This is a genomic window from Lentibacillus songyuanensis (assembly GCF_039548255.1).
GTDB lineage: Bacteria > Bacillota > Bacilli > Bacillales > Amphibacillaceae > Lentibacillus_C > Lentibacillus_C songyuanensis.
Window position 1 is genome coordinate 1 of the sequence record NZ_JBCLVH010000007.1, and the last position, 17835, is coordinate 17835.

20 protein-coding genes, 1 rRNA gene and 1 pseudogene are annotated in these 17835 nt (G+C 39.7%); 15 read left to right on the forward strand and 7 right to left on the reverse strand.

Annotated elements, in window-relative coordinates; translation table 11 throughout:
- The first annotated feature begins 137 nt into the window (after positions 1-137).
- The 5 genes from rrf (at position 138) to WMZ97_RS08730 (ending at position 4776) form a co-directional block, all read left to right on the forward strand.
- A 5S ribosomal RNA gene (rrf, locus tag WMZ97_RS08710) occupies positions 138-253 on the forward strand.
- A 325-nt stretch (positions 254-578) separates the two neighbouring features.
- Complete coding sequence (locus WMZ97_RS08715; protein ID WP_343271696.1) at positions 579-884, forward strand: PadR family transcriptional regulator; 306 nt, start codon at positions 579-581, stop codon at positions 882-884.
- A 160-nt stretch (positions 885-1044) separates the two neighbouring features.
- Positions 1045-1374, forward strand: a complete 330-nt coding sequence (locus WMZ97_RS08720; RefSeq protein ID WP_343271697.1) for a hypothetical protein — start codon at positions 1045-1047, stop codon at positions 1372-1374.
- Between the two features lie 58 nt (positions 1375-1432).
- Positions 1433-2848 (forward strand): dipeptidase PepV, encoded by a 1416-nt coding sequence (gene pepV, locus WMZ97_RS08725; protein WP_343271698.1) that lies wholly within the window; start codon positions 1433-1435, stop codon positions 2846-2848.
- 116 nt (positions 2849-2964) lie between these two features.
- Positions 2965-4776, forward strand: a complete 1812-nt coding sequence (locus tag WMZ97_RS08730) for a M3 family oligoendopeptidase (RefSeq protein WP_343271699.1) — start codon at positions 2965-2967, stop codon at positions 4774-4776.
- Between the two features lie 61 nt (positions 4777-4837).
- On the opposite strand, the gene hemQ is transcribed toward WMZ97_RS08730, so the two are convergent.
- The 4 genes from hemQ to WMZ97_RS08750 all read right to left on the reverse strand — a co-directional run bounded on the left by hemQ (position 4838) and on the right by WMZ97_RS08750 (position 8032).
- Positions 4838-5581, reverse strand: coding sequence for a hydrogen peroxide-dependent heme synthase (gene hemQ, locus WMZ97_RS08735; RefSeq protein ID WP_343271700.1), 744 nt, complete (start codon positions 5579-5581; stop codon positions 4838-4840).
- 126 nt (positions 5582-5707) lie between these two features.
- The gene (locus tag WMZ97_RS08740; protein ID WP_343271701.1) at positions 5708-6163 is read right to left on the reverse strand and encodes a carboxymuconolactone decarboxylase family protein; all 456 of its coding nucleotides are present in this window, start codon (positions 6161-6163) and stop codon (positions 5708-5710) included.
- 245 nt (positions 6164-6408) lie between these two features.
- Entirely contained in the window at positions 6409-6672 is a 264-nt protein-coding gene (locus WMZ97_RS08745) for a hypothetical protein (protein ID WP_343271702.1), read from the reverse strand.
- A gap of 100 nt (positions 6673-6772) precedes the next feature.
- On the reverse strand, positions 6773-8032 hold the full coding sequence (locus WMZ97_RS08750) for a BaiN/RdsA family NAD(P)/FAD-dependent oxidoreductase (protein ID WP_343271703.1): 1260 nt from the start codon (positions 8030-8032) through the stop codon (positions 6773-6775).
- Between the two features lie 171 nt (positions 8033-8203).
- Here WMZ97_RS08750 and WMZ97_RS08755 point away from each other — a divergent pair, with 171 nt between their 5' ends.
- A complete protein-coding gene (locus WMZ97_RS08755; protein ID WP_343271704.1) occupies positions 8204-9823 on the forward strand; it encodes a putative polysaccharide biosynthesis protein in 1620 nt (539 codons plus the stop codon).
- Positions 9824-9833: 10 nt separating this feature from the next.
- The gene (locus tag WMZ97_RS08760) at positions 9834-10565 is read left to right on the forward strand and encodes a pseudouridine synthase (protein WP_343271705.1); all 732 of its coding nucleotides are present in this window, start codon (positions 9834-9836) and stop codon (positions 10563-10565) included.
- Between the two features lie 49 nt (positions 10566-10614).
- On the opposite strand, the gene WMZ97_RS08765 is transcribed toward WMZ97_RS08760, so the two are convergent.
- Positions 10615-10833, reverse strand: a complete 219-nt coding sequence (locus tag WMZ97_RS08765) for a DeoR family transcriptional regulator (protein ID WP_343271706.1) — start codon at positions 10831-10833, stop codon at positions 10615-10617.
- 267 nt (positions 10834-11100) lie between these two features.
- Between WMZ97_RS08765 and thpR the strand changes: the two genes are divergently transcribed.
- From thpR to WMZ97_RS08790, 5 genes are all read left to right on the forward strand, one after another.
- A complete protein-coding gene (thpR, locus tag WMZ97_RS08770) occupies positions 11101-11685 on the forward strand; it encodes an RNA 2',3'-cyclic phosphodiesterase (protein WP_343271707.1) in 585 nt (194 codons plus the stop codon).
- A complete protein-coding gene (locus WMZ97_RS08775) occupies positions 11669-12577 on the forward strand; it encodes an NERD domain-containing protein (RefSeq protein ID WP_343271708.1) in 909 nt (302 codons plus the stop codon). Before thpR ends, WMZ97_RS08775 begins: the two co-directional genes overlap by 17 nt.
- A 122-nt stretch (positions 12578-12699) precedes the next feature.
- Entirely contained in the window at positions 12700-13662 is a 963-nt protein-coding gene (locus WMZ97_RS08780; protein ID WP_343271709.1) for a diacylglycerol/lipid kinase family protein, read from the forward strand.
- 95 nt (positions 13663-13757) lie between these two features.
- Positions 13758-14048, forward strand: a complete 291-nt coding sequence (locus tag WMZ97_RS08785) for a CC/Se motif family (seleno)protein (RefSeq protein ID WP_343271710.1) — start codon at positions 13758-13760, stop codon at positions 14046-14048.
- 232 nt (positions 14049-14280) lie between these two features.
- Positions 14281-15105: a phosphotransferase family protein gene (locus WMZ97_RS08790; protein ID WP_343271711.1), complete on the forward strand. Its 825-nt coding sequence runs from the start codon at positions 14281-14283 to the stop codon at positions 15103-15105.
- Here the strand turns inward: WMZ97_RS08790 and WMZ97_RS08795 are convergent.
- The gene (locus WMZ97_RS08795) at positions 15083-15370 is read right to left on the reverse strand and encodes a YtzH-like family protein (protein WP_343271712.1); all 288 of its coding nucleotides are present in this window, start codon (positions 15368-15370) and stop codon (positions 15083-15085) included. The genes WMZ97_RS08790 and WMZ97_RS08795 overlap by 23 nt on opposite strands.
- 96 nt (positions 15371-15466) lie before the next feature.
- Between WMZ97_RS08795 and trmB the strand changes: the two genes are divergently transcribed.
- Positions 15467-16105: a tRNA (guanosine(46)-N7)-methyltransferase TrmB gene (gene trmB / locus WMZ97_RS08800; RefSeq protein WP_343271713.1), complete on the forward strand. Its 639-nt coding sequence runs from the start codon at positions 15467-15469 to the stop codon at positions 16103-16105.
- A 105-nt stretch (positions 16106-16210) separates the two neighbouring features.
- Positions 16211-17065 (forward strand): YtnP family quorum-quenching lactonase, encoded by an 855-nt coding sequence (locus WMZ97_RS08805; protein WP_343271714.1) that lies wholly within the window; start codon positions 16211-16213, stop codon positions 17063-17065.
- A 97-nt stretch (positions 17066-17162) separates the two neighbouring features.
- On the opposite strand, the gene WMZ97_RS08810 is transcribed toward WMZ97_RS08805, so the two are convergent.
- Positions 17163-17477 carry a PepSY domain-containing protein gene (locus WMZ97_RS08810; protein ID WP_343271715.1) on the reverse strand — a complete coding sequence of 105 codons (315 nt, stop codon included), beginning with the start codon at positions 17475-17477 and terminating at the stop codon, positions 17163-17165.
- Between the two features lie 175 nt (positions 17478-17652).
- Between WMZ97_RS08810 and WMZ97_RS08815 the strand changes: the two are divergent.
- Positions 17653-17835: pseudogene (locus tag WMZ97_RS08815) on the forward strand (peptidase M28); the annotation flags it as partial.

Here is a 17835-nt window from a genome sequence, read left to right on the forward strand (position 1 = left end):
GTTGATAGGTCCGAGGTGGAAGCGTGGTGACACGTGGAGCTGACGGATACTAATCGATCGAGGACTTATCTATATCTTTGATACGTTGTTTGGATGACTCTTATTTAGTTTTTAGGGTATAAATCCTATATGTAAGGTCTGGTAGCCATAGCGGAGAGGTCACACCTGTTCCCATGCCGAACACAGCAGTTAAGCTCTCCAGCGCCGATGGTAGTTGGGGCTTTGCCCCTGCAAGAGTAGGACGCCGCCAGGCAAAATAAAAAACACCAAGATACATACAAAATTGTATCTTGGTGTTTTTTTAAGTTTATAAGCCTGTCCTAGTAATGGAAAGTTTCGAGCGCATACCTGTCTCTGATTACTTCTTTACTCCTTATCGTAACCTTTTTACTTTTAACTGATATTCCAAAGCTATTAATTGTCAGATGATGAAGGCCTAACATAAGTAAACGACGATTGTATTCGCGAATAATAATATGAAAAATGGAAAATTGATTGACATCTATTCTGTTATGGTTTATTATTACGTTTCACGATATAACGTTAAATATAATAATTGAAAGGAGACTGTAAAGCACATGAGCTCAATTGATCGATTTTCTGAACCGACTTTATTTATCTTAATTAGTTTAGCTGAGGGAAACAAACACGGGTATGCGATCATGGAGGATATTGAAAAATCATATGACATTCACATTGGACCTGGAACCTTGTATGGGGCTATTAGTCGTATGGAACAACACAAATTCATAGAGGCTATTCCCGCAAAGGACAGAAGAAAACCTTATCAAATTACTTCTGAAGGCAGGGAGTATCTGCAAAGAAAGTTAACTGAAATGGACACTGTCACAAAATTAGGTTTTAGAAGGTTAGGTTTAATATGAAGTGGCTTATATATTTGTATCCTAAGAAGTGGAGAAAACGCTAGGTGATGAATTCTTGTATATTTTGGAGAACAGGAGACTTTCTTTCAAAGAGGTAATTGATGTTTGTATTAATGCTATGGATATAAGATGTTTAATTTTAGTGGAGGAGGTTATTAAAATGGATAAAAAAATTCATGATTTTATGCTTAGCTCTGTTTCACATCGATTATTGATCATTGGTCCGGTAATATTTTTAGGGATGTTCGGTGGATATTGGATTGGAAATAATACTCCATCCATTTTAAATTTATCACCAAAAATATTACTGTTACTTGGTGTTGGTTTGGGACTTTTTGTAGGTTATGTTTTTGGTGTTGCCAGGGGAATTATACGAGTAATTCATGTTACTCAAAAAAAGGATGTATTCCTTCCAACTGGTAAGTTAAAGTTGATGAAACAAATAGTTAGTCAAAATATATTCATTTATTATCATTGGTCAAACGGGTAAAATATAGAGGTATGAGGGAAATGGATACAAAACCAACAAATAGGAGTGAAGATGTAATATGACGATCAATTGGATGGATGAGGTATTAAAACGAAAAGAAGATTTCATTAAAGATTTGCAAGGGCTTTTGCAAATAAAAAGTGTGTTGGATGAAGAAGGCTCCACATCAGATGCTCCGCTTGGTAAAGGAGTAAAAGACGCATTGCAGTACATGCTCGATTTGGGAGAGGAGGATGGATTTACTTCAAAAAACGTCGGAAATCTGGCAGGACATTTGGAAATGGGAAACGGTGATGAGCTTCTCGGTATCTTGGGCCATGTAGATGTTGTACCAGAAGGGGATGGCTGGAGTGTTGATCCTTATGGGGCGGTTGTCAAGGACGGTAAAATTTATGCCCGCGGATCCAGTGATGATAAGGGGCCGACAATTGCTGCTTATTATGGTATGAAAATTATTAAAGAGCTTGGAATTTCTCTGGATAAACGAGTCCGTTTGATTATTGGAACAGACGAAGAAAGCGACTGGCGAGGTGTGGATCATTATTTTGAAAAGGAAGAAATGCCAAGTATGGGATTTGTTCCAGATGCAGATTTCCCAATTATTTACGCCGAGAAGGGGATTTCTGATTTTGATATGGTACAACCAGCCTCAGCTGAACAATCCAATGCCGCAATTGAATTGGTGTCGTTTGAGTCGGGGCGAAGATATAATATGGTCCCGGATTTTGCAGAAGTCCACTTAAAAGTCCAAGGTGAAACGACAGATTTAGAACCAAAATATCAAGAATTTCTCACTAAATTAGGGTTAGACGGAAAGGCTGCCAAAAATGATGGGGAAGTCGTTTTGACATTGGTTGGAGAAAGTGCCCATGGTGCGGAACCAAGAAACGGGAAAAATGCTGGTATTTTTATGGCAGAGTTTCTGCAGTCATTAAAGCTTGATGCATCAGGAAAGAAGTTTGTTGACTCGGTGGCGCAATTTTTAAATCATTCCCGTGGCGAGGTATTTGATATTCCTTATCAAGACGAGGAATCCGGTGAGTTAACCATTAATGTGGGCATCATGAACTATAGTAAAGAAATCGGTGGTCGTATTGGATTAAACATGCGTTATCCGGTTACATTTGATATTGAAAAAGGGAAAACACAGATTCAAACAACCTTGGAGGAAAAAGGTCTACAATTAGAAAATTTCTCCGATTCCAAGCCAACGTATGTCGAAAAGGATGACCCACTTATTCAAATATTACAAAAGGTGTATGAAGAGCAAACTGGTAAAAAAGCAGAATTGCTTGCGATCGGCGGAGGCACTTACTCACGTGCACTTGACCACGGGGTTGCTTTTGGGGCGTTATTCCCAGGACGTGAGGATGTGATGCACCAAAAGGATGAATATGCCATCGTGGATGATTTATTGAAAGCAACGGCCATTTATACACAAGCTATTTATGAATTGGCAAAGGCAAACGAATAATTAAGTTACTAAGCAAATGAACTTCATAGCTGTAATGAAGATATGACGTGGAAACGTCGTCCAAGTTTCATATTCGGGTTGAAACGTTTAAAATAGAAAGATAAGGGGATGAGAAAATGAAATATATCGATACGTGGGATTTAGACAGTATTTTTTCTGGAGGTACGACATCGGAAGCGTTACAAGTGAAATTGAAAAATATTCAAGAAGAAATTGACGCCTACAAAAAGATGCTGGACAAATGGAATTTTGAAACAGATCCTTCGGCAAAAACGCTAAAAATTATTCTACAAAAACAAGAAACCATTGAAAAAGGAATCGGTCAATCGGCTACGTTTGTTCAAATGTGTCATGATGCATACATGGATGATGAACATGCTAGTGTGGTGATGGGGCAAGTAATGGACCTTAACAGCAACATGCAAAAGCTGTCAAACACCTTAATGAAAAAACTTGTCGTCATTTCGGACAACGATTGGAAAAAGCTTTTGGAAGATGAGGCATTAAAGGAGACTTCATTTGCATTAAATGAAATACGCGACAAGGGGAAGCGTCTTTTATCAGAGGAAGAAGAAAAGCTAATCACCGAATTAAATAAAGATGGCTTGACCGCTTGGAGTCGTTTATATGATACTGTTGTTTCCATCATGACCATTCCTTTTATCGACAAAAATGAAAAAGCAACGGAACTATCTGTTGGACAGGCGATGAATCGAATGTATGCTGATCCAGATCCTGAAATTCGTAAACAGCTTTTTGAAAATTGGGAGACAGCATGGGCGAAATATGCACCTATTTTTGCCGAGAATATTAACCATTTAGATGGCTATCGGATTACATTGCAGCGTGCTCATGATCGGGAAAATCACCTAGATGAACCATTGGAATATAATCGGATGTCCAAAGAAACGCTTGATGCCATGTGGGCTGCCGTTGACAATCATAAACAGCCGTTTATTGACTTTTTAAACCAGAAGGCGAACCTGCTGGGTATGGAACAATTGGGTTGGCAGGATGTGGATGCGCCAGTTGTTTTGGGTAATGGGAAACCAGCCCGATTTACATATGATGAAGCGTGTGATTTTGTGATCGATCATTTTGCTTCCTTTGGTCCCAAGTTATCCGGCTTTGCGAAACATGCGTTGGAAAATCGATGGGTAGAGGCAGAAGATCGTGCAAACAAACGGCCAGGAGGGTATTGTACGGCGCTTCCGGAGTTTAAGGAATCACGTATTTTTATGACTTTTACCGGATCACCAAATGATACGAGTACCTTAGCGCATGAGTTGGGGCATGCTTTTCATAGTCATGTCATGAAGGATTTGCCTGCTTTAAATCAGGAGTATGCCATGAATGTTGCAGAAACAGCCAGTACGTTTGCCGAAACTATTATTGGCAATGCCACCGTAGCAAACGCAGGATCAGAAGCGGAGAAAATTACGTTGTTAAATTCCAAGCTTGAAAATGCTACGGCGATGTTTTTAAACATTCGTGCTCGATTCTTATTTGAAAATGCCTTTTACGAGGAGCGTTCCAAGGGAATTGTTTCGGAAAAACGGTTAAATGAGCTAATGATTGACGCACAAAAACAAGCGTATGGGGATAGTTTGTCGAGTTATCATCCACACTTCTGGTGCAGTAAATTGCACTTCTTTATTGACGAAGTTCCGTTTTATAATTTCCCGTACACGTTTGGTTACTTATTCAGCTTAGGAATCTATGCAGCATATCTGAGAAACCCGGAAAACTTTGAGGACAAATATATTGCATTGTTAAAGGATACAGGTTCGATGAAAGTAGAAGACTTGGCTAAAAAACATTTGGGCGTTGATTTAACCAAGCAAGAATTTTGGGCAGCAGGGATTCAATTAATGACCAAAGATGCAGAAGAATTTATTCGTTTAACCAATGAAATAAGGAAAAACTAAAACTAAATGGTTCATCCGCGGTACATTTGTACTGTGGAATGAACCATTTTTTAAACTTACCTCACACTTGGAAAAAGGAAGTAATATCCTCATTTGGCAGATAACAACCAATAAAGAATGAACCAAAGATTCCATACTTCGCACTAACCTCATCAAATCGTGTATCATAAATCAGCTTCTTGAATTTTAATACATCATCACAGAATAGGGTGACTCCCCATTCATAATCATCAAATCCAATGGAACCGGTAATAATTCGTTTCACATCGTCCGTGTATATTTTACATGTATCAATGTGCTCGTACATCATCCGGCCACGTTCTGCTTTTGACAGGGTGAACCAGTTGTTATTCTCACCGCGCAGTTTACTCATTGGGTAAAAACACATATATTCGGTGGTAGGTATCGCAGGATACAGTTTTGCTCGCATTGCCGGGTCTTCGTACGGATCTGTTTGACGTTTGGTGTACGTACTCTTTTCAATAATGGAAACGTACGAATATGCAGGCTGCATGTAATGGGCAAGCGCTGTTTTATTGAATTCATTCTCAAGCTTGTTTAAGTCTTTCATGGTTGGACGCAGGAGCAAGAACATGAGATCAGCCTTTTGGCCAACCACGGAATAAATAACATGACTTCCTTGTTTGTTATCTGCAACGGATTGCCACATATTTACTAATGCTTGAAACTCTTGAAGTGCCTCGGAACGTTTAGACTCTGATGTTTGCTGCCATTTCTCCCAATCTATTGTGCGGAAATCATGCAGTGCATACCATCCGTCAAATGTCTCAACCGTCTTTGCCATTATGACCACTCCTAGTGAAAATAATTTCATTACATGATTGATGATAATGGTAAACGGGTTATTATACTGTGATATTTCTCACAATAGGCAGATTGAAATGTGACGTTTATGTGAGCTATTCGTTGACTATTTTTTTGGTTGGTATTCTCCCGGAATAGTTCGCATTGTTATGGCGATACGATTCCAGCTGTTGATCGTATTAATGGCAAAGACTAAGTCAACGAAATCTTTTTCATCAAAATGTTCTCTAACATAATCATAAAGTTCATTGGGAACATGGTTGGTGGATATTTGCGTAATCGCTTCGGTAAGCGCTAAGGCTGCTCGTTCTTTTTCAGAATAAAAGTCCGTTTCTCTCCAGGCGTTTAACGCATATAAACGCTGTTCGGATTCCCCTTTAGCACGGGCGTCTTTGGTATGCATATCCAAACAGAAGGCACAGCCGTTTATTTGCGATGCGCGTGTTTTAACCAGTTCCAATAACATCGAATCAAGGTTGGTTTTATGCATGTACTTTTCAAATTCAAACATGATCTTGGTTGCATCTGGTGCAATCGCATAATAATCTAATCGAGCTTCCATCAATAATCCCTCCAAATTTTTTATCCCACGTATCTAGTATAAAACTTCCAGGATTGAATACGTAATAAACTGCTCAGGGTGAGGTAATTGCTCTGGGGTCGATGTTTTGCTGAATCCGGTTGATTTTTCTACACTTAGGATGATGTTTCACCGAATTCGGCTGATGTTCCAGCCCCCACGATTCCTCCTTTAGATGAGCCCAAAAAAAGGACGTGTCACTATTCATGACACGTCCACTTATCACGTTAGCTCATTTGATACGAGCTATTGTGCTGGTTTTGATTGTTTTGGCTGCTTTGGCTGTTGCCACTGTTTCCATAACTGCTGGAATTCATTTGCATTTGTTGATTATTCCCCATATTTCCATTACCGCTTATTTGCGAAACAAAAGGTACCATCTTTTCTATCGCCTGACCAAAATTTTGATTGTTTTTGGTCATGGAATAATACGTTGCTGCGCCAACACCGACAGAAGTGATTAATGGTATCCACATTTCACTCTTTTGCATTTCGTACCAAATCCTCTCTGTTTTGGTTGTCCCCGTACATGTTTAGGATGGCATTTTGTAAGGGAAAACATGCAAGGAAGGAGATACCAGTTGTGGTACTTTACTGCAATGCTTCCGTTGCTGCATTTATTCCCGCTAATCGACCGGTAACCAGTGCGGAGGTGATATTGTAGCCACCAGTATATCCATGAATATCCAATATTTCCCCGCAAAAATAAAGTCCATTCATTAGTTTTGATTTTATTGTACGTGGTTCGATTTCTTTTAAGGAAACACCACCACCAGTGACAAATGCTTTATCAAGCGGCAGCGACCCATGCACTGCAAAAGTGAATTGTTTACAATCGTGAATAATAGCGCGAATCGTTTCTTTAGCGACATTTGCAGCTTTGTCATCTTCCCTTACATGATGTTCTTCCAGAATAAAGGCAAGCAGACGCTCGGGAACAAGTCCTTTCAAGTTATTTTTAACGGTTCGTTTCGGATTTTGTTCCATGGTTTCCCACACTGATTTTACAAGCTGTTGTTCGTTTTTATCTGGCAACACATCAAGCACCATTTGGACTTCGGTATTTCCTTTCATCAATTCTTTCACGACAAATTGGGAGCAACGCAGTACGGCGGGGCCGGAGATGCCGAAATGAGTAAATAACATGTCCATCTGGTGCGTGATGATTGGTTTTTGTTTTTTGTTTAAAACGGTTAACGATACATCTCTTAAGGATAGTCCTTGCAATCGTTTTTGTTTAATAAACGGTTCATTAGAAGTAAGGGCAACTTCTGTCGGGTATAAAGTTGTAATTGTGTGTCCGGCCTTTTTCGCCCATGCATACCCGTCACCGGTGGAACCTGTATGAGGGACAGCTTTTCCGCCCACAGCAATCACGACCGATTTTGTATCCAGTTTTTCTTGATTTTCAAGAATGACTGTATGCTTGTCTGTTTGATAATGAATGGCCTGTACCACAGTTTCCATCCGCATTTCCACTTGAAGATCATGCAGTTTGTTAATTAACGCATTAACCACAGTTTTAGCTGAATTGGAAGCAGGAAACATCCGTCCATGGTCCTCTTCTTTCAGCTTAACACCCATATTTTCAAAAAAATCGATGATATCATAGTTATTAAAGACGGTAAATGCACTATATAAAAATTTGCCATTGCCTGGAATATGCCGGATCACTTCTTCTTGCGGCAGTTTGTTGGTAACATTACAACGGCCGCCACCAGAAATGGCGAGTTTTTTCCCGAGTTTTTTTCCCTTTTCGATTAACAGCGTTTTTGCGCCTTGTTCGGCGGCTGCGATGGAGGCCATTAATCCTGAAGGTCCGCCCCCGATTACAATCACATCATATGTCAACGAACTCATTCCTTTCTAGCCAATAGCGTACCATGTTTTTACGCCAATGCCTATTATAATTGTAAGGCTGCTGTCGTAGAAAGAAAATAAAGGAATTGTTATCCTACCTTCCATTATCTGTGATAAAATAATCAATTAGAGGTAAAATCACATAAAGACGCAGGTGAAATAATGTCGAATAATATTGTCAGAGGCACCATGTTATTAACGGGTGCGACATTTTTATCAAAATTTTTAGGAATGATTTATTTTATTCCGTTTAATGAATTGGTTGGTGCTACAGGAGTTACACTGTATTCCTATGCGTACATCCCATATAATATTTTTATAAGTATTTCCACAGTCGGGGTACCATTAGCAGTGTCCAAATTTGTATCAAAATATAATTCGCTAGGTGATTATCGAACGGGTTTACGTATGTTTCGTACTGGTATGTTGTTGATGGCTGTTACTGGATTGTTGGCTTTTTTCGTATTATTCTTTAGTGCAGAACCGCTTGCTCATTTAATGATCACGACTAAAGATGCAGGAACGATTTCGGCAGCCGATGTAGCGATGGTAATTCGAATGGTAAGTTTTGCTTTACTAATTATCCCGGCAATGAGTCTTGTCCGCGGATTTTTCCAAGGCTATCAATCCATGGGACCAACTGCCATATCACAAGTTGTGGAACAAATCATTCGGATTGTGTTTTTATTAGGCGCGGTATATATTGTACTGGTACTGTTAGATGGAACCATTTCCACTGCAGTTGGTTTCGCCACATTTTCTGCATTTATTGGGGCTTTAGCCTCGTGTATTGTTTTGTGGGTATACTGGCAAAAACGAAAGACACATATTAACCAACAGGTACAGCAGCAGGAACAAACGTATCAGATATCGACAAAAGATTTGATTGTCGAATTATTTCGTTATGCGGGTCCATTTGTTGTCGTTGGGATAGCAACGTCACTATATCAATTAGTTGATCAATTTACTTTTGAACGAGCAATGGCTGCAATCGATAAATCCAATTGGGAGGTTGCTTATTCTGCTATTAATGGTAATGGACATAAACTAATCATTATTCCGGTCACCATCGCAACTGGTTTATCTTTAGCTATCTTGCCTGCATTGACGAAAACATTTACCCAAAAAAACTGGTCATCGTTGTACCAGCAGATCAACCAGGCTTTGCAAATTGTTATGGTTCTTGTTATCCCAGCTGCAGTTGGGCTGCTGATGTTATCCGATATCATATATGGAGCCTTGTTTGGGTTAAAACATATTGAAATTACCGGTCCATTATTGGCATGGTATGCACCAGTTGCGTTGCTGTTTGCTTTGTTTACTGTATCTGCATCGATTTTGCAGGGGATAAACCAGCAGCGTTTTGCTGTGATAAGTTTGTCGGCAGGTTTGTTGCTCAAAATACTATTTAATATTCAACTTATCTATACATTTGGTGCCAAAGGGGCAATCTTTGGTACTGGACTAGCTGTAGGGATAGCAGTGTTGCTCAATTTATGGCGAGTAGTTGTTTCGATTGGCTTTCCGTTAAAACAGACCATCAAACGTACTATTTTGATTGGTATTTTTTCGCTGATCATGGCTCTCGTACTATGGTTTGTTGAATGGGTTGTTGGTATGTTTCTTCCATACGAATCAAACCGATTGGCAGCAGTTATCATGCTGATTGTTGGTGTCGTGGTTGGTGGAGGCGTCTATCTTTGGCTTGGATACTTCTCCACATTACTTGAACGGATTTTAGGCAATCGGATTCGCATATTAGATCGTGTGTTCAGAAGATAGGAGGATGTTTGTGCGACTGGATAAGTTATTGGCTAATATGGGGATAGGCAGTCGCAAGGATGTAAAAGCCTTGCTAAAAAAACGAAAGGTGCTGGTTAATGATGTAGTTGTCAAAGATGGCGCTGAACAGGTTGACCCAGAAACAGATATCATAACTGCTTCCGGTAAACAGATTCGCTATCAAAAGCATTACTATATCATGCTGCACAAGCCAAAAGGAGTAGTATCGGCAACTACAGATGATCGTGATAAAACTGTGATTGACTTGGTTCGCAGTGATTATGGCCATGTGGATTTGTTTCCAGTTGGCAGACTCGATAAAGATACAGAAGGATTGTTACTGTTGACGAATGATGGTGAACTCGCCCATCAGCTGACATCACCAAAAAAAGCGGTCATCAAAACGTATTATGCAACCATTGACGGTACGGTGACGGATACCGATATCGTTTTATTTCGTGATGGGATTGTATTAGATGATGGATATACAACAAAACCGGCGGAATTACGTATTCTTCAGGCAGGTAAGGTATCGGAAATCACTGTTGCCATTTCGGAAGGAAAGTACCATCAGGTTAAACGGATGTTTGCGGCAGTGAATAAACGTGTAACGTATTTAAAACGTCTGACGATGGGTAGCTTGCAGCTTGATAATCAATTAGCACTTGGTAAGTATCGAGAGTTGACGAAGGATGAGCTTACTTATTGCAAACATCTAAAAAAAGCAGCCGACATCACCTAATGTCGGCCTTATCTTATTGCTCAATTACAGAAGTTGTCAGATTTCGCGTTTACGAAATTTTTACTTTTTTATTTGTGATTTTCCATTTACCACGCATCGGGCTGTCTACAAGACCATTGTAATCCAGTACATGTAAATCCCGTTGGATGGTACGGTCTGTCGTTCCAAACTCTTCGGCTAGTTCTGTCGTTGTTACCGTCCCTTTGTCTTTAATATAAAGGTAGACGGACTTGACTCTTGTTAGCATTCTAGATGTTGGCTGATTCAAAAAACCACTCCTTAATGTAGCATTAAAACTGTGGTGCGTGAATCTTAGACGTCATAGAAGTTCAAAAAGATAGTAAAGACAAAAACGTTTAAAAGCTGCAAGATCGGTAGCTGTTCGCAGCAAACATGTCCTATTTACCTTCCTTTTTGAAACTTTCTAATTATATTCTACACCTAAATTCATTTGGATTAAAGTGAAAAAGTTTAATAAAATAGGAATAAGCATTACCATCTCATCGTTACTGCGATGAAAAGGAGAGGGATACAGTTGACGTCTTTTCCGCATTATTTCATTGGTATACCTGTTTCAACAGAGTGGAAAAAAACACTTTTCCAATGGCAGAAGGAGTTAAAACCGCTGCTCCCCTACAAGCAATGGACAAACAAGCATGATTTACATATCACATTAAAATTTTTAGGACCTGTGGAAGATAAAAAAATCCACCTCGTTGCCCAGACTTTACAACAATTAGAAAATCAGGATAGCTTTATACTCCATGTTGGCGGAGTTGGTACCTTTGGCAATGCCAACAACCCTCGTGTTTTATGGGCAGGTGCGCGACAGCAATCACGGTTAAGCGAGCTGCACCAAGTTGTGGAATCAAGTCTGACTGCGTATGGCTTTGCTAAAGAAAAACGACCATACCGACCACATATCACACTGGCTAAAAAGTGGGCTGGTACAAATGGCAATGATGAACTGCCGAATATCATGGAGAACTATCAGCATAAAATAGATAAAATGCGCGTTACACAAGTTGTCCTGTTTCAAATATACCCTGAGCAAACACCTAAATATAAAAAGGTTTCCAGTTATGAATTAAGAGGAGGAACTCATGGCACAGTTAATTAAACTGAAAGATTATATTTCGCGTTATGAATGGAATATGTACCGCTACCCCAGTCAATTTTTGCGGATGAAACAAGAAAATTGGAGGAAGTTATATGCATTATGGGACCAGCCAGCAGAGTCTCGGGTGAACGAACAGTCCACTGATCAAGACATATCCCCCTTTTCAAAATGGAAAGCATTATTAAAACGAAACCCGGTGGAATCTGAAATTCAAGAGCAAAGCTTACCATCTTCGGAAACAGAATTAAAGCACTATTTTTTGGACAAACTTTTTCCTATTCAATTAAAATGGGCGTCATCGACGGTTACGGATGTTTCGTTTATGCAGTCAGACTATAACGAAGACAAGCTATTAAAATATTTTTTGCACCGATTTCCGGATACCTATTTCGTGATGTATTATCCAATTTTAACAGTGCAAAAAGCCTCAGTTGATGGCGAGATTATTCTCATTAGCCCAGTCGGAATTGAAATCATTTATGTGCTGGAAGCCGATAGCCAGGCAATAATCCATTTCACAAACGACCGTACATGGCACATTCAAGCGAATCAGCAACAGGAATCCATCTTAAGTCCGCTGCTAGCTTTAAAGCGTACGGCGCATATTATTAAAAGTATTCTGCTTAAAGAAGAGATTGACTTTCCTGTGCGTAAAGTTGTGTTATCCCGGACTAATTTTATAAATGTGAAAACGGAACCATATAACGTGCAACTAGTTGATAAAAAATACTATAGTCAGTGGTTTTCCAAAAAGCGGCATTTCGTATCTCCATTGAAAAATCGTCAATTAAAGGCAGCTAATGCACTGTTGAAGTATTGTCAAACAACCTCGGTCAAACGTCCGGAATGGGAAGACGATTCATCCATATTTACAATGGATGAACGTAGATAAAACATTTCGTCCAAAATTAATCTCCGTTTAGCAGGAATCTTTCTGTTTTTGTGGAATTAGTATGGTATGCAAGGAAGAAGCCTTTAATTAGGTCTGCCAGACAAGGGAGTTGCGGACTAAAAATGTACAGGATCATTGTTAATCCAACTGCAGGTAATGGAAAGGCTCAACGGAATTATTTCCGGATAAAACATAGTGAGTTTTATCAGCAAATAGCGTGTCGGGCGGATATGACAGCGTATGATGGCCATGCAGAAGAAATTGCCAGGCAAATTGCGATGGAACCGGAAAAACCGGATTGTGTCATTGTCATTGGTGGGGACGGAACATTGCATGAGGTAATGAATGGATTATATCCCAAGGTAACATCTATTGCGTTTATACCTAGCGGCTCAGGTAATGACTTTGCCAGAGGGTGTAAGATTGATAAGGACCCATTAGCGGTTTTTGAGAAAATTGTCACCGAAAAACAGGCGAGTGACTATTGGCTTGGCAATTATCGCGTCAATGATACAAATGAACGGATATTTGTTAATAGCATGGGCTTTGGGTTTGATGCATTGGTTACCGAGCGTGCAAATCAGTCCTTTTATAAGAAACTCCTAAATAAATTTGGCATTGGGACGGCTAGTTATGCGATTGCAATCATGCAGATATTATTTACCTTTAAGCCGTTGACCGTTGATATCACGATTGATGGAAAACAAGAACGTATAACAGACTGCTGGATGGTCACCATTGCAAACCACCCATTTTATGGCGGGGGGATGAAAATTATTCCCGATGCTAGAGTTCAGCCTGGGAGTTTTCCGGTGTTAATCTTTCATTCTGCGTCTAAATGGAAAGTATTAGCATTATTTATAACCGTATTTACTGGCAAACACGTCCGTTTTAAGGGAGTAGATGTGCGGACGGTAAATCGATTGCAAATTGTTTCAAAGAAGCCCATTACCTATCAGGTGGACGGCCAAACAGGCCATTGTCACTCCTGTGTGGTCATGAAGCAGGGACGACCAATCGCGTTGTCAGGTGCAAATTTGAAGGATGATCAGATACATCCACTCTTGGGATCAGCTGAAAAATAAGCAACAGAGAAGCAAGGTTTCGCAGTCTATTTTTAGTATGCTATTTTGGCAAACAAAATGAGCCCCTTTATAATAGAAAGGAGAAGGTTGGGGTAATGGAACTTGAAATTTCAATCGAAGACAAAGCAAAAAAGTTCCTTGAAGAGAAAGGGAATATCCTGACGATTTTCCGAATGGATGTTGAACGTAGTTGTGTGGCATTTGAAGATTTGGAGGTTTCTTACGAGGATCCAAAAAAGGGAAACTATGAAAAACATCAGTGTGATGACGTAACGGTTTATATTCAAAAAGGGATCCAATTTAAACATAACCGTGTTGAAATTGTCATTACGGGAATTGGACCATTTAAAAATATTGCTGTCGAAGGTTTAAAGCGGTCAGTTTAAAATATGAAGGCTTTTAACCTTCTTTTTTATAAGTAATTAACCAGCTTTATTTTCTCCTTTGTTTTTATCTACTCACATTTGTAATTTTTTCAATGTCGTTATAAAATATATATTTGGGTTATAATTTTACATGCTCACTTTAAGGATTACTAGAGAAATGTGTAAGCGACCGTTTACCTTTTTACACAGACGAAGCGGACATACTTTTAATAAGAGATTTGAGGAATGAAAGGTGAATTGGCTTAACCGCATACTTGGAAATGAATGGAATATCGCACCTGCTGGCGGATTAACTGGGGATGCTTATATTGCCGAAAATCAAAGCAGACGGCTGTTCTTAAAACGTAACTCCTCCCCATTCCTGGCTGTTCTATCTGCAGAGGGAATTGTTCCGAAGCTTGTTTGGACAAAACGGATGGAAAATGGTGATGTGATCACGGCTCAGGAATGGCTGGAAGGAAGAGAATTAAAACCAGAAGAAATGCAACATCCCCGGGTGGCTGAACTGTTACGTAAAATTCACCATTCATCGGAATTGCTGCACATGCTGATGCGATTGGGGAAAAAACCGATCACCCCTGATGTCAGTTATCATCATCTTAAAAAGCAAATCACAACGAGCGGACTTAGTCAGCAATATAGTGAAGTTCAGGATGCGTTAGGTTATTTACAGCTATTATTACCAGTTACCCGTGAACAAAAACAAGTGGTTTGTCATTGCGATTTAAACCATAACAATTTGTTACTAACAACGAAAGGTCAGCTTTATTTGATTGATTGGGACAATGCGATGATTGCTGACCCTGTGATGGATTTTGGTATGGTGCTCAATTGGTATATTCCGAGGGAAGATTGGAATTATTGGTTAAAGCAATACGGCGTGACGGACCACAAACGGTTATTTGAACGGATGTATTGGTATCTGATTGCTGACTCATTAAATTATTTACATTGGCATCAAGGGCGTATGGAGAAGCATAAAGTCCACGATCGGTTGCACGATTTACGTGATTTGAATATGCACGTCGAGCAAATTATTCGAAATGGACGTTTGTAATAGCGTTCATCCAGTTTTCAATGTTTTTTTTATTTGTGGCTACATGTTCCGGAGAATTCTGGGCATTTTCTCCTTGGCGGCCATAGTTGTATATTTCCGGTAGCATGTTAAGAAGCTGTTTGTCTGTTATGCGCTTTTTGGCCATCATGGACTGCACTAATCGTTTTATTTGTTGATATTCCGCCACTTCACCGGAGCGTTCCATTGTATGCTCACCCAGTATATCATGTAACACCATTAATTGATCATGAACGGTTAATGTCATTGGAAATCACCTCACATCCGTAGTGTTTGCATTTTTAAACAGGTGATGCTTGGCATAAACTGGTGATATTTCATATAGATAGGAGATTTAATGTATATGCGTCAACGTCATAAACCTTGGGCCGATGAATTTATGGCTGCCAATAGTCAGTTAATTATCCCGGAACCAAGTAACCATAAAGGCAAATGGCGGTCTGTTTTTGGAAATAATAATCCCATTCATTTGGAAATTGGTACCGGGAAAGGGCAATTTTTAAAAGGAATGGCGGCTCGTTATCCTGATGTTAATTTTATTGGACTTGAATTGAGTAAAAGCGTCATTGTAACTGCCGCAGAGAAAATCATCGAATCCGGTCAGCAAAACATATTGTTAGTGAATATGGACGCCACGAATGTGATAGACGTTTTTGCCGAAAATGAAATGGCTGCGATGTATTTAAACTTTTCCGATCCATGGCCGAAGAATCGGCATGAGAAACGCCGGTTAACATATCCAGCGTTTTTAGAAAAGTACCGGACGTTCTTGCAACCGGACGGCGAATTGACAATGAAAACAGACAATCGCGGCTTGTTTGAGTACTCGCTTGTTCGTTTTTCAACTTTTGGCATGCAATTAGAAGAGGTCAGTTTGGATTTGCATCAGTTGCAGGATCCTTCCAATGTTATGACGGAATATGAAGAGAAATTTTCTGCTAAAGGACAAATTATCTATCGTTGCCGGGCACGATTTAAATAATATGGAAGAGTCTGCATACAGTAGGCTCTTTTTTGTAGTTGCAAGCGTTTGCGGGATTTTTAATATTTCGGTAAACTGGAGTAGAGGAGAAGGGAGGAAGATAGAATGGAGACGTTACAAGTTGGACGTGCTAAACTAACGTGGCTAAATGGCGGGGTTAATTTCCTTGACGGAGGCGCCATGTTTGGAGTCGTACCAAAGGCGTTATGGGGGAAAAAATATCCATACAATGAAAAAAATCAAATTGAGTTACGAACAGACCCAATTTTGTTGCAGCTTGACGGGAAGAATTATGTCATTGATTCAGGGATAGGAAATGAGAAATTTACTGAAAAACAATTACGTAATTTTGGCGTAAAAGAAGAGTCATCGATTGACCAGTCGTTAACGGCAGCAGGATTAACAACCGCCGATATTGACGAGGTTTTGATGACTCACCTGCATTTTGACCATGCATGCGGAATAACTAAAAAAGCAGGAGACACGTTTGTGCCTGTATTTGAAAACGCTGTTGTACACGTATCCGATGTTGAATGGAATGAGATGCGCAACCCTAATATACGTTCGGCCAATACATATTGGGAGATGAACTGGAAACCAATTCAAGAGCAAGTGATACCATTTACGAAGGAAGTTACAATTACCGATGGATTGCGGATGATCCATACGGGCGGACACAGTGATGGACATTGTATTATCGTATTTGACGACGGAGACGAAAGTTTTATTCACATGGCAGATATCATGCCGACACATGCCCATCAAAATAAATTGTGGGCGCTTGCCTATGATGACTATCCAGTGACATCGGTTCATCAAAAGGAGAAATGGATGGATATTGGTTATCAAAAGCATGCATGGTATACCTTTTATCATGATGCGTATTATCGGGCCATTAAATTTAACGATACAGGAGAAAAGGTTGATGAGGTAAAACGAGAACGTTATGAGTATAAATAGGGAAACGGGCTATCCACTTTTGGATGGCTCTATTTGCGAGCTGAAGTTTCAGTAATCTATATAAAAAAGCTGCCTCTGAAAAGAAGCAGCTTTTGAATCATGTTGTTTGAACAGAGTCAATGACTGCGCCAGTATCAACATCAACATGAAATTCAAATTGTTTGTTTTCCCCATCAATATTGCGGGTAACACCGCCACGGTACGCATGATACGTTAATCCATTTTTTTCGATGGCTTCTGGTTTCATATAAATCCATGAACCGCTGATCGGTCCTTGACGCTTAAATGTTTCTTTTGCTTGTTTCAATGCTTTTTCAGGTGTTACTTTTTGCATTTGATCAATCTGTTGTTTCGCAAAATAACCAACGGCAACACCTAAGCCAGCTGCTAGTATTGTTTTCTTCATTCCCATCAAAAATCACCTCAAGCTATAAATTTAAAACCGATGAACAATGCTTCATAAACTAGTATACCGCAATCCTGTAAAAATAGAAAATAAAAAACAGTAGTGGATAGTGGAAACTGCACGCAGATTTTCGTTATACTAAAATAGGTTTATACATAAGCAGGGATCAAGGAGGATAATGATGAAGCAGGAAACATTGGAGCTATTCAAAACGTTAACCGAATTACAAGGTGCTCCTGGTAATGAGCATCCCGTACGTGCATTTATGCGTGGTGAATTGGAAAAATATGCAGATGAAATGATTCAGGATAATCTCGGGGGTGTCTTTGGCGTGAAAAACGGTCATGGCCCACGTGTCATGGTT

Coding starts and splice junctions, on each gene's coding strand:
- WMZ97_RS08715 (WP_343271696.1), top strand. CDS start 579: ATGAGCTCAATTGATCGATTTTCTGAACCGACTTTATTTATCTTAATT.
- WMZ97_RS08720 (WP_343271697.1), top strand. CDS start 1,045: ATGGATAAAAAAATTCATGATTTTATGCTTAGCTCTGTTTCACATCGA.
- pepV (WP_343271698.1), top strand. CDS start 1,433: ATGACGATCAATTGGATGGATGAGGTATTAAAACGAAAAGAAGATTTC.
- WMZ97_RS08730 (WP_343271699.1), top strand. CDS start 2,965: ATGAAATATATCGATACGTGGGATTTAGACAGTATTTTTTCTGGAGGT.
- hemQ (WP_343271700.1), bottom strand. CDS start 5,581: ATGGCAAAGACGGTTGAGACATTTGACGGATGGTATGCACTGCATGAT.
- WMZ97_RS08740 (WP_343271701.1), bottom strand. CDS start 6,163: ATGGAAGCTCGATTAGATTATTATGCGATTGCACCAGATGCAACCAAG.
- WMZ97_RS08745 (WP_343271702.1), bottom strand. CDS start 6,672: ATGCAAAAGAGTGAAATGTGGATACCATTAATCACTTCTGTCGGTGTT.
- WMZ97_RS08755 (WP_343271704.1), top strand. CDS start 8,204: ATGTCGAATAATATTGTCAGAGGCACCATGTTATTAACGGGTGCGACA.
- WMZ97_RS08775 (WP_343271708.1), top strand. CDS start 11,669: ATGGCACAGTTAATTAAACTGAAAGATTATATTTCGCGTTATGAATGG.
- WMZ97_RS08780 (WP_343271709.1), top strand. CDS start 12,700: ATGTACAGGATCATTGTTAATCCAACTGCAGGTAATGGAAAGGCTCAA.
- WMZ97_RS08785 (WP_343271710.1), top strand. CDS start 13,758: ATGGAACTTGAAATTTCAATCGAAGACAAAGCAAAAAAGTTCCTTGAA.
- WMZ97_RS08795 (WP_343271712.1), bottom strand. CDS start 15,370: ATGACATTAACCGTTCATGATCAATTAATGGTGTTACATGATATACTG.
- trmB (WP_343271713.1), top strand. CDS start 15,467: ATGCGTCAACGTCATAAACCTTGGGCCGATGAATTTATGGCTGCCAAT.
- WMZ97_RS08805 (WP_343271714.1), top strand. CDS start 16,211: ATGGAGACGTTACAAGTTGGACGTGCTAAACTAACGTGGCTAAATGGC.
- WMZ97_RS08810 (WP_343271715.1), bottom strand. CDS start 17,477: ATGGGAATGAAGAAAACAATACTAGCAGCTGGCTTAGGTGTTGCCGTT.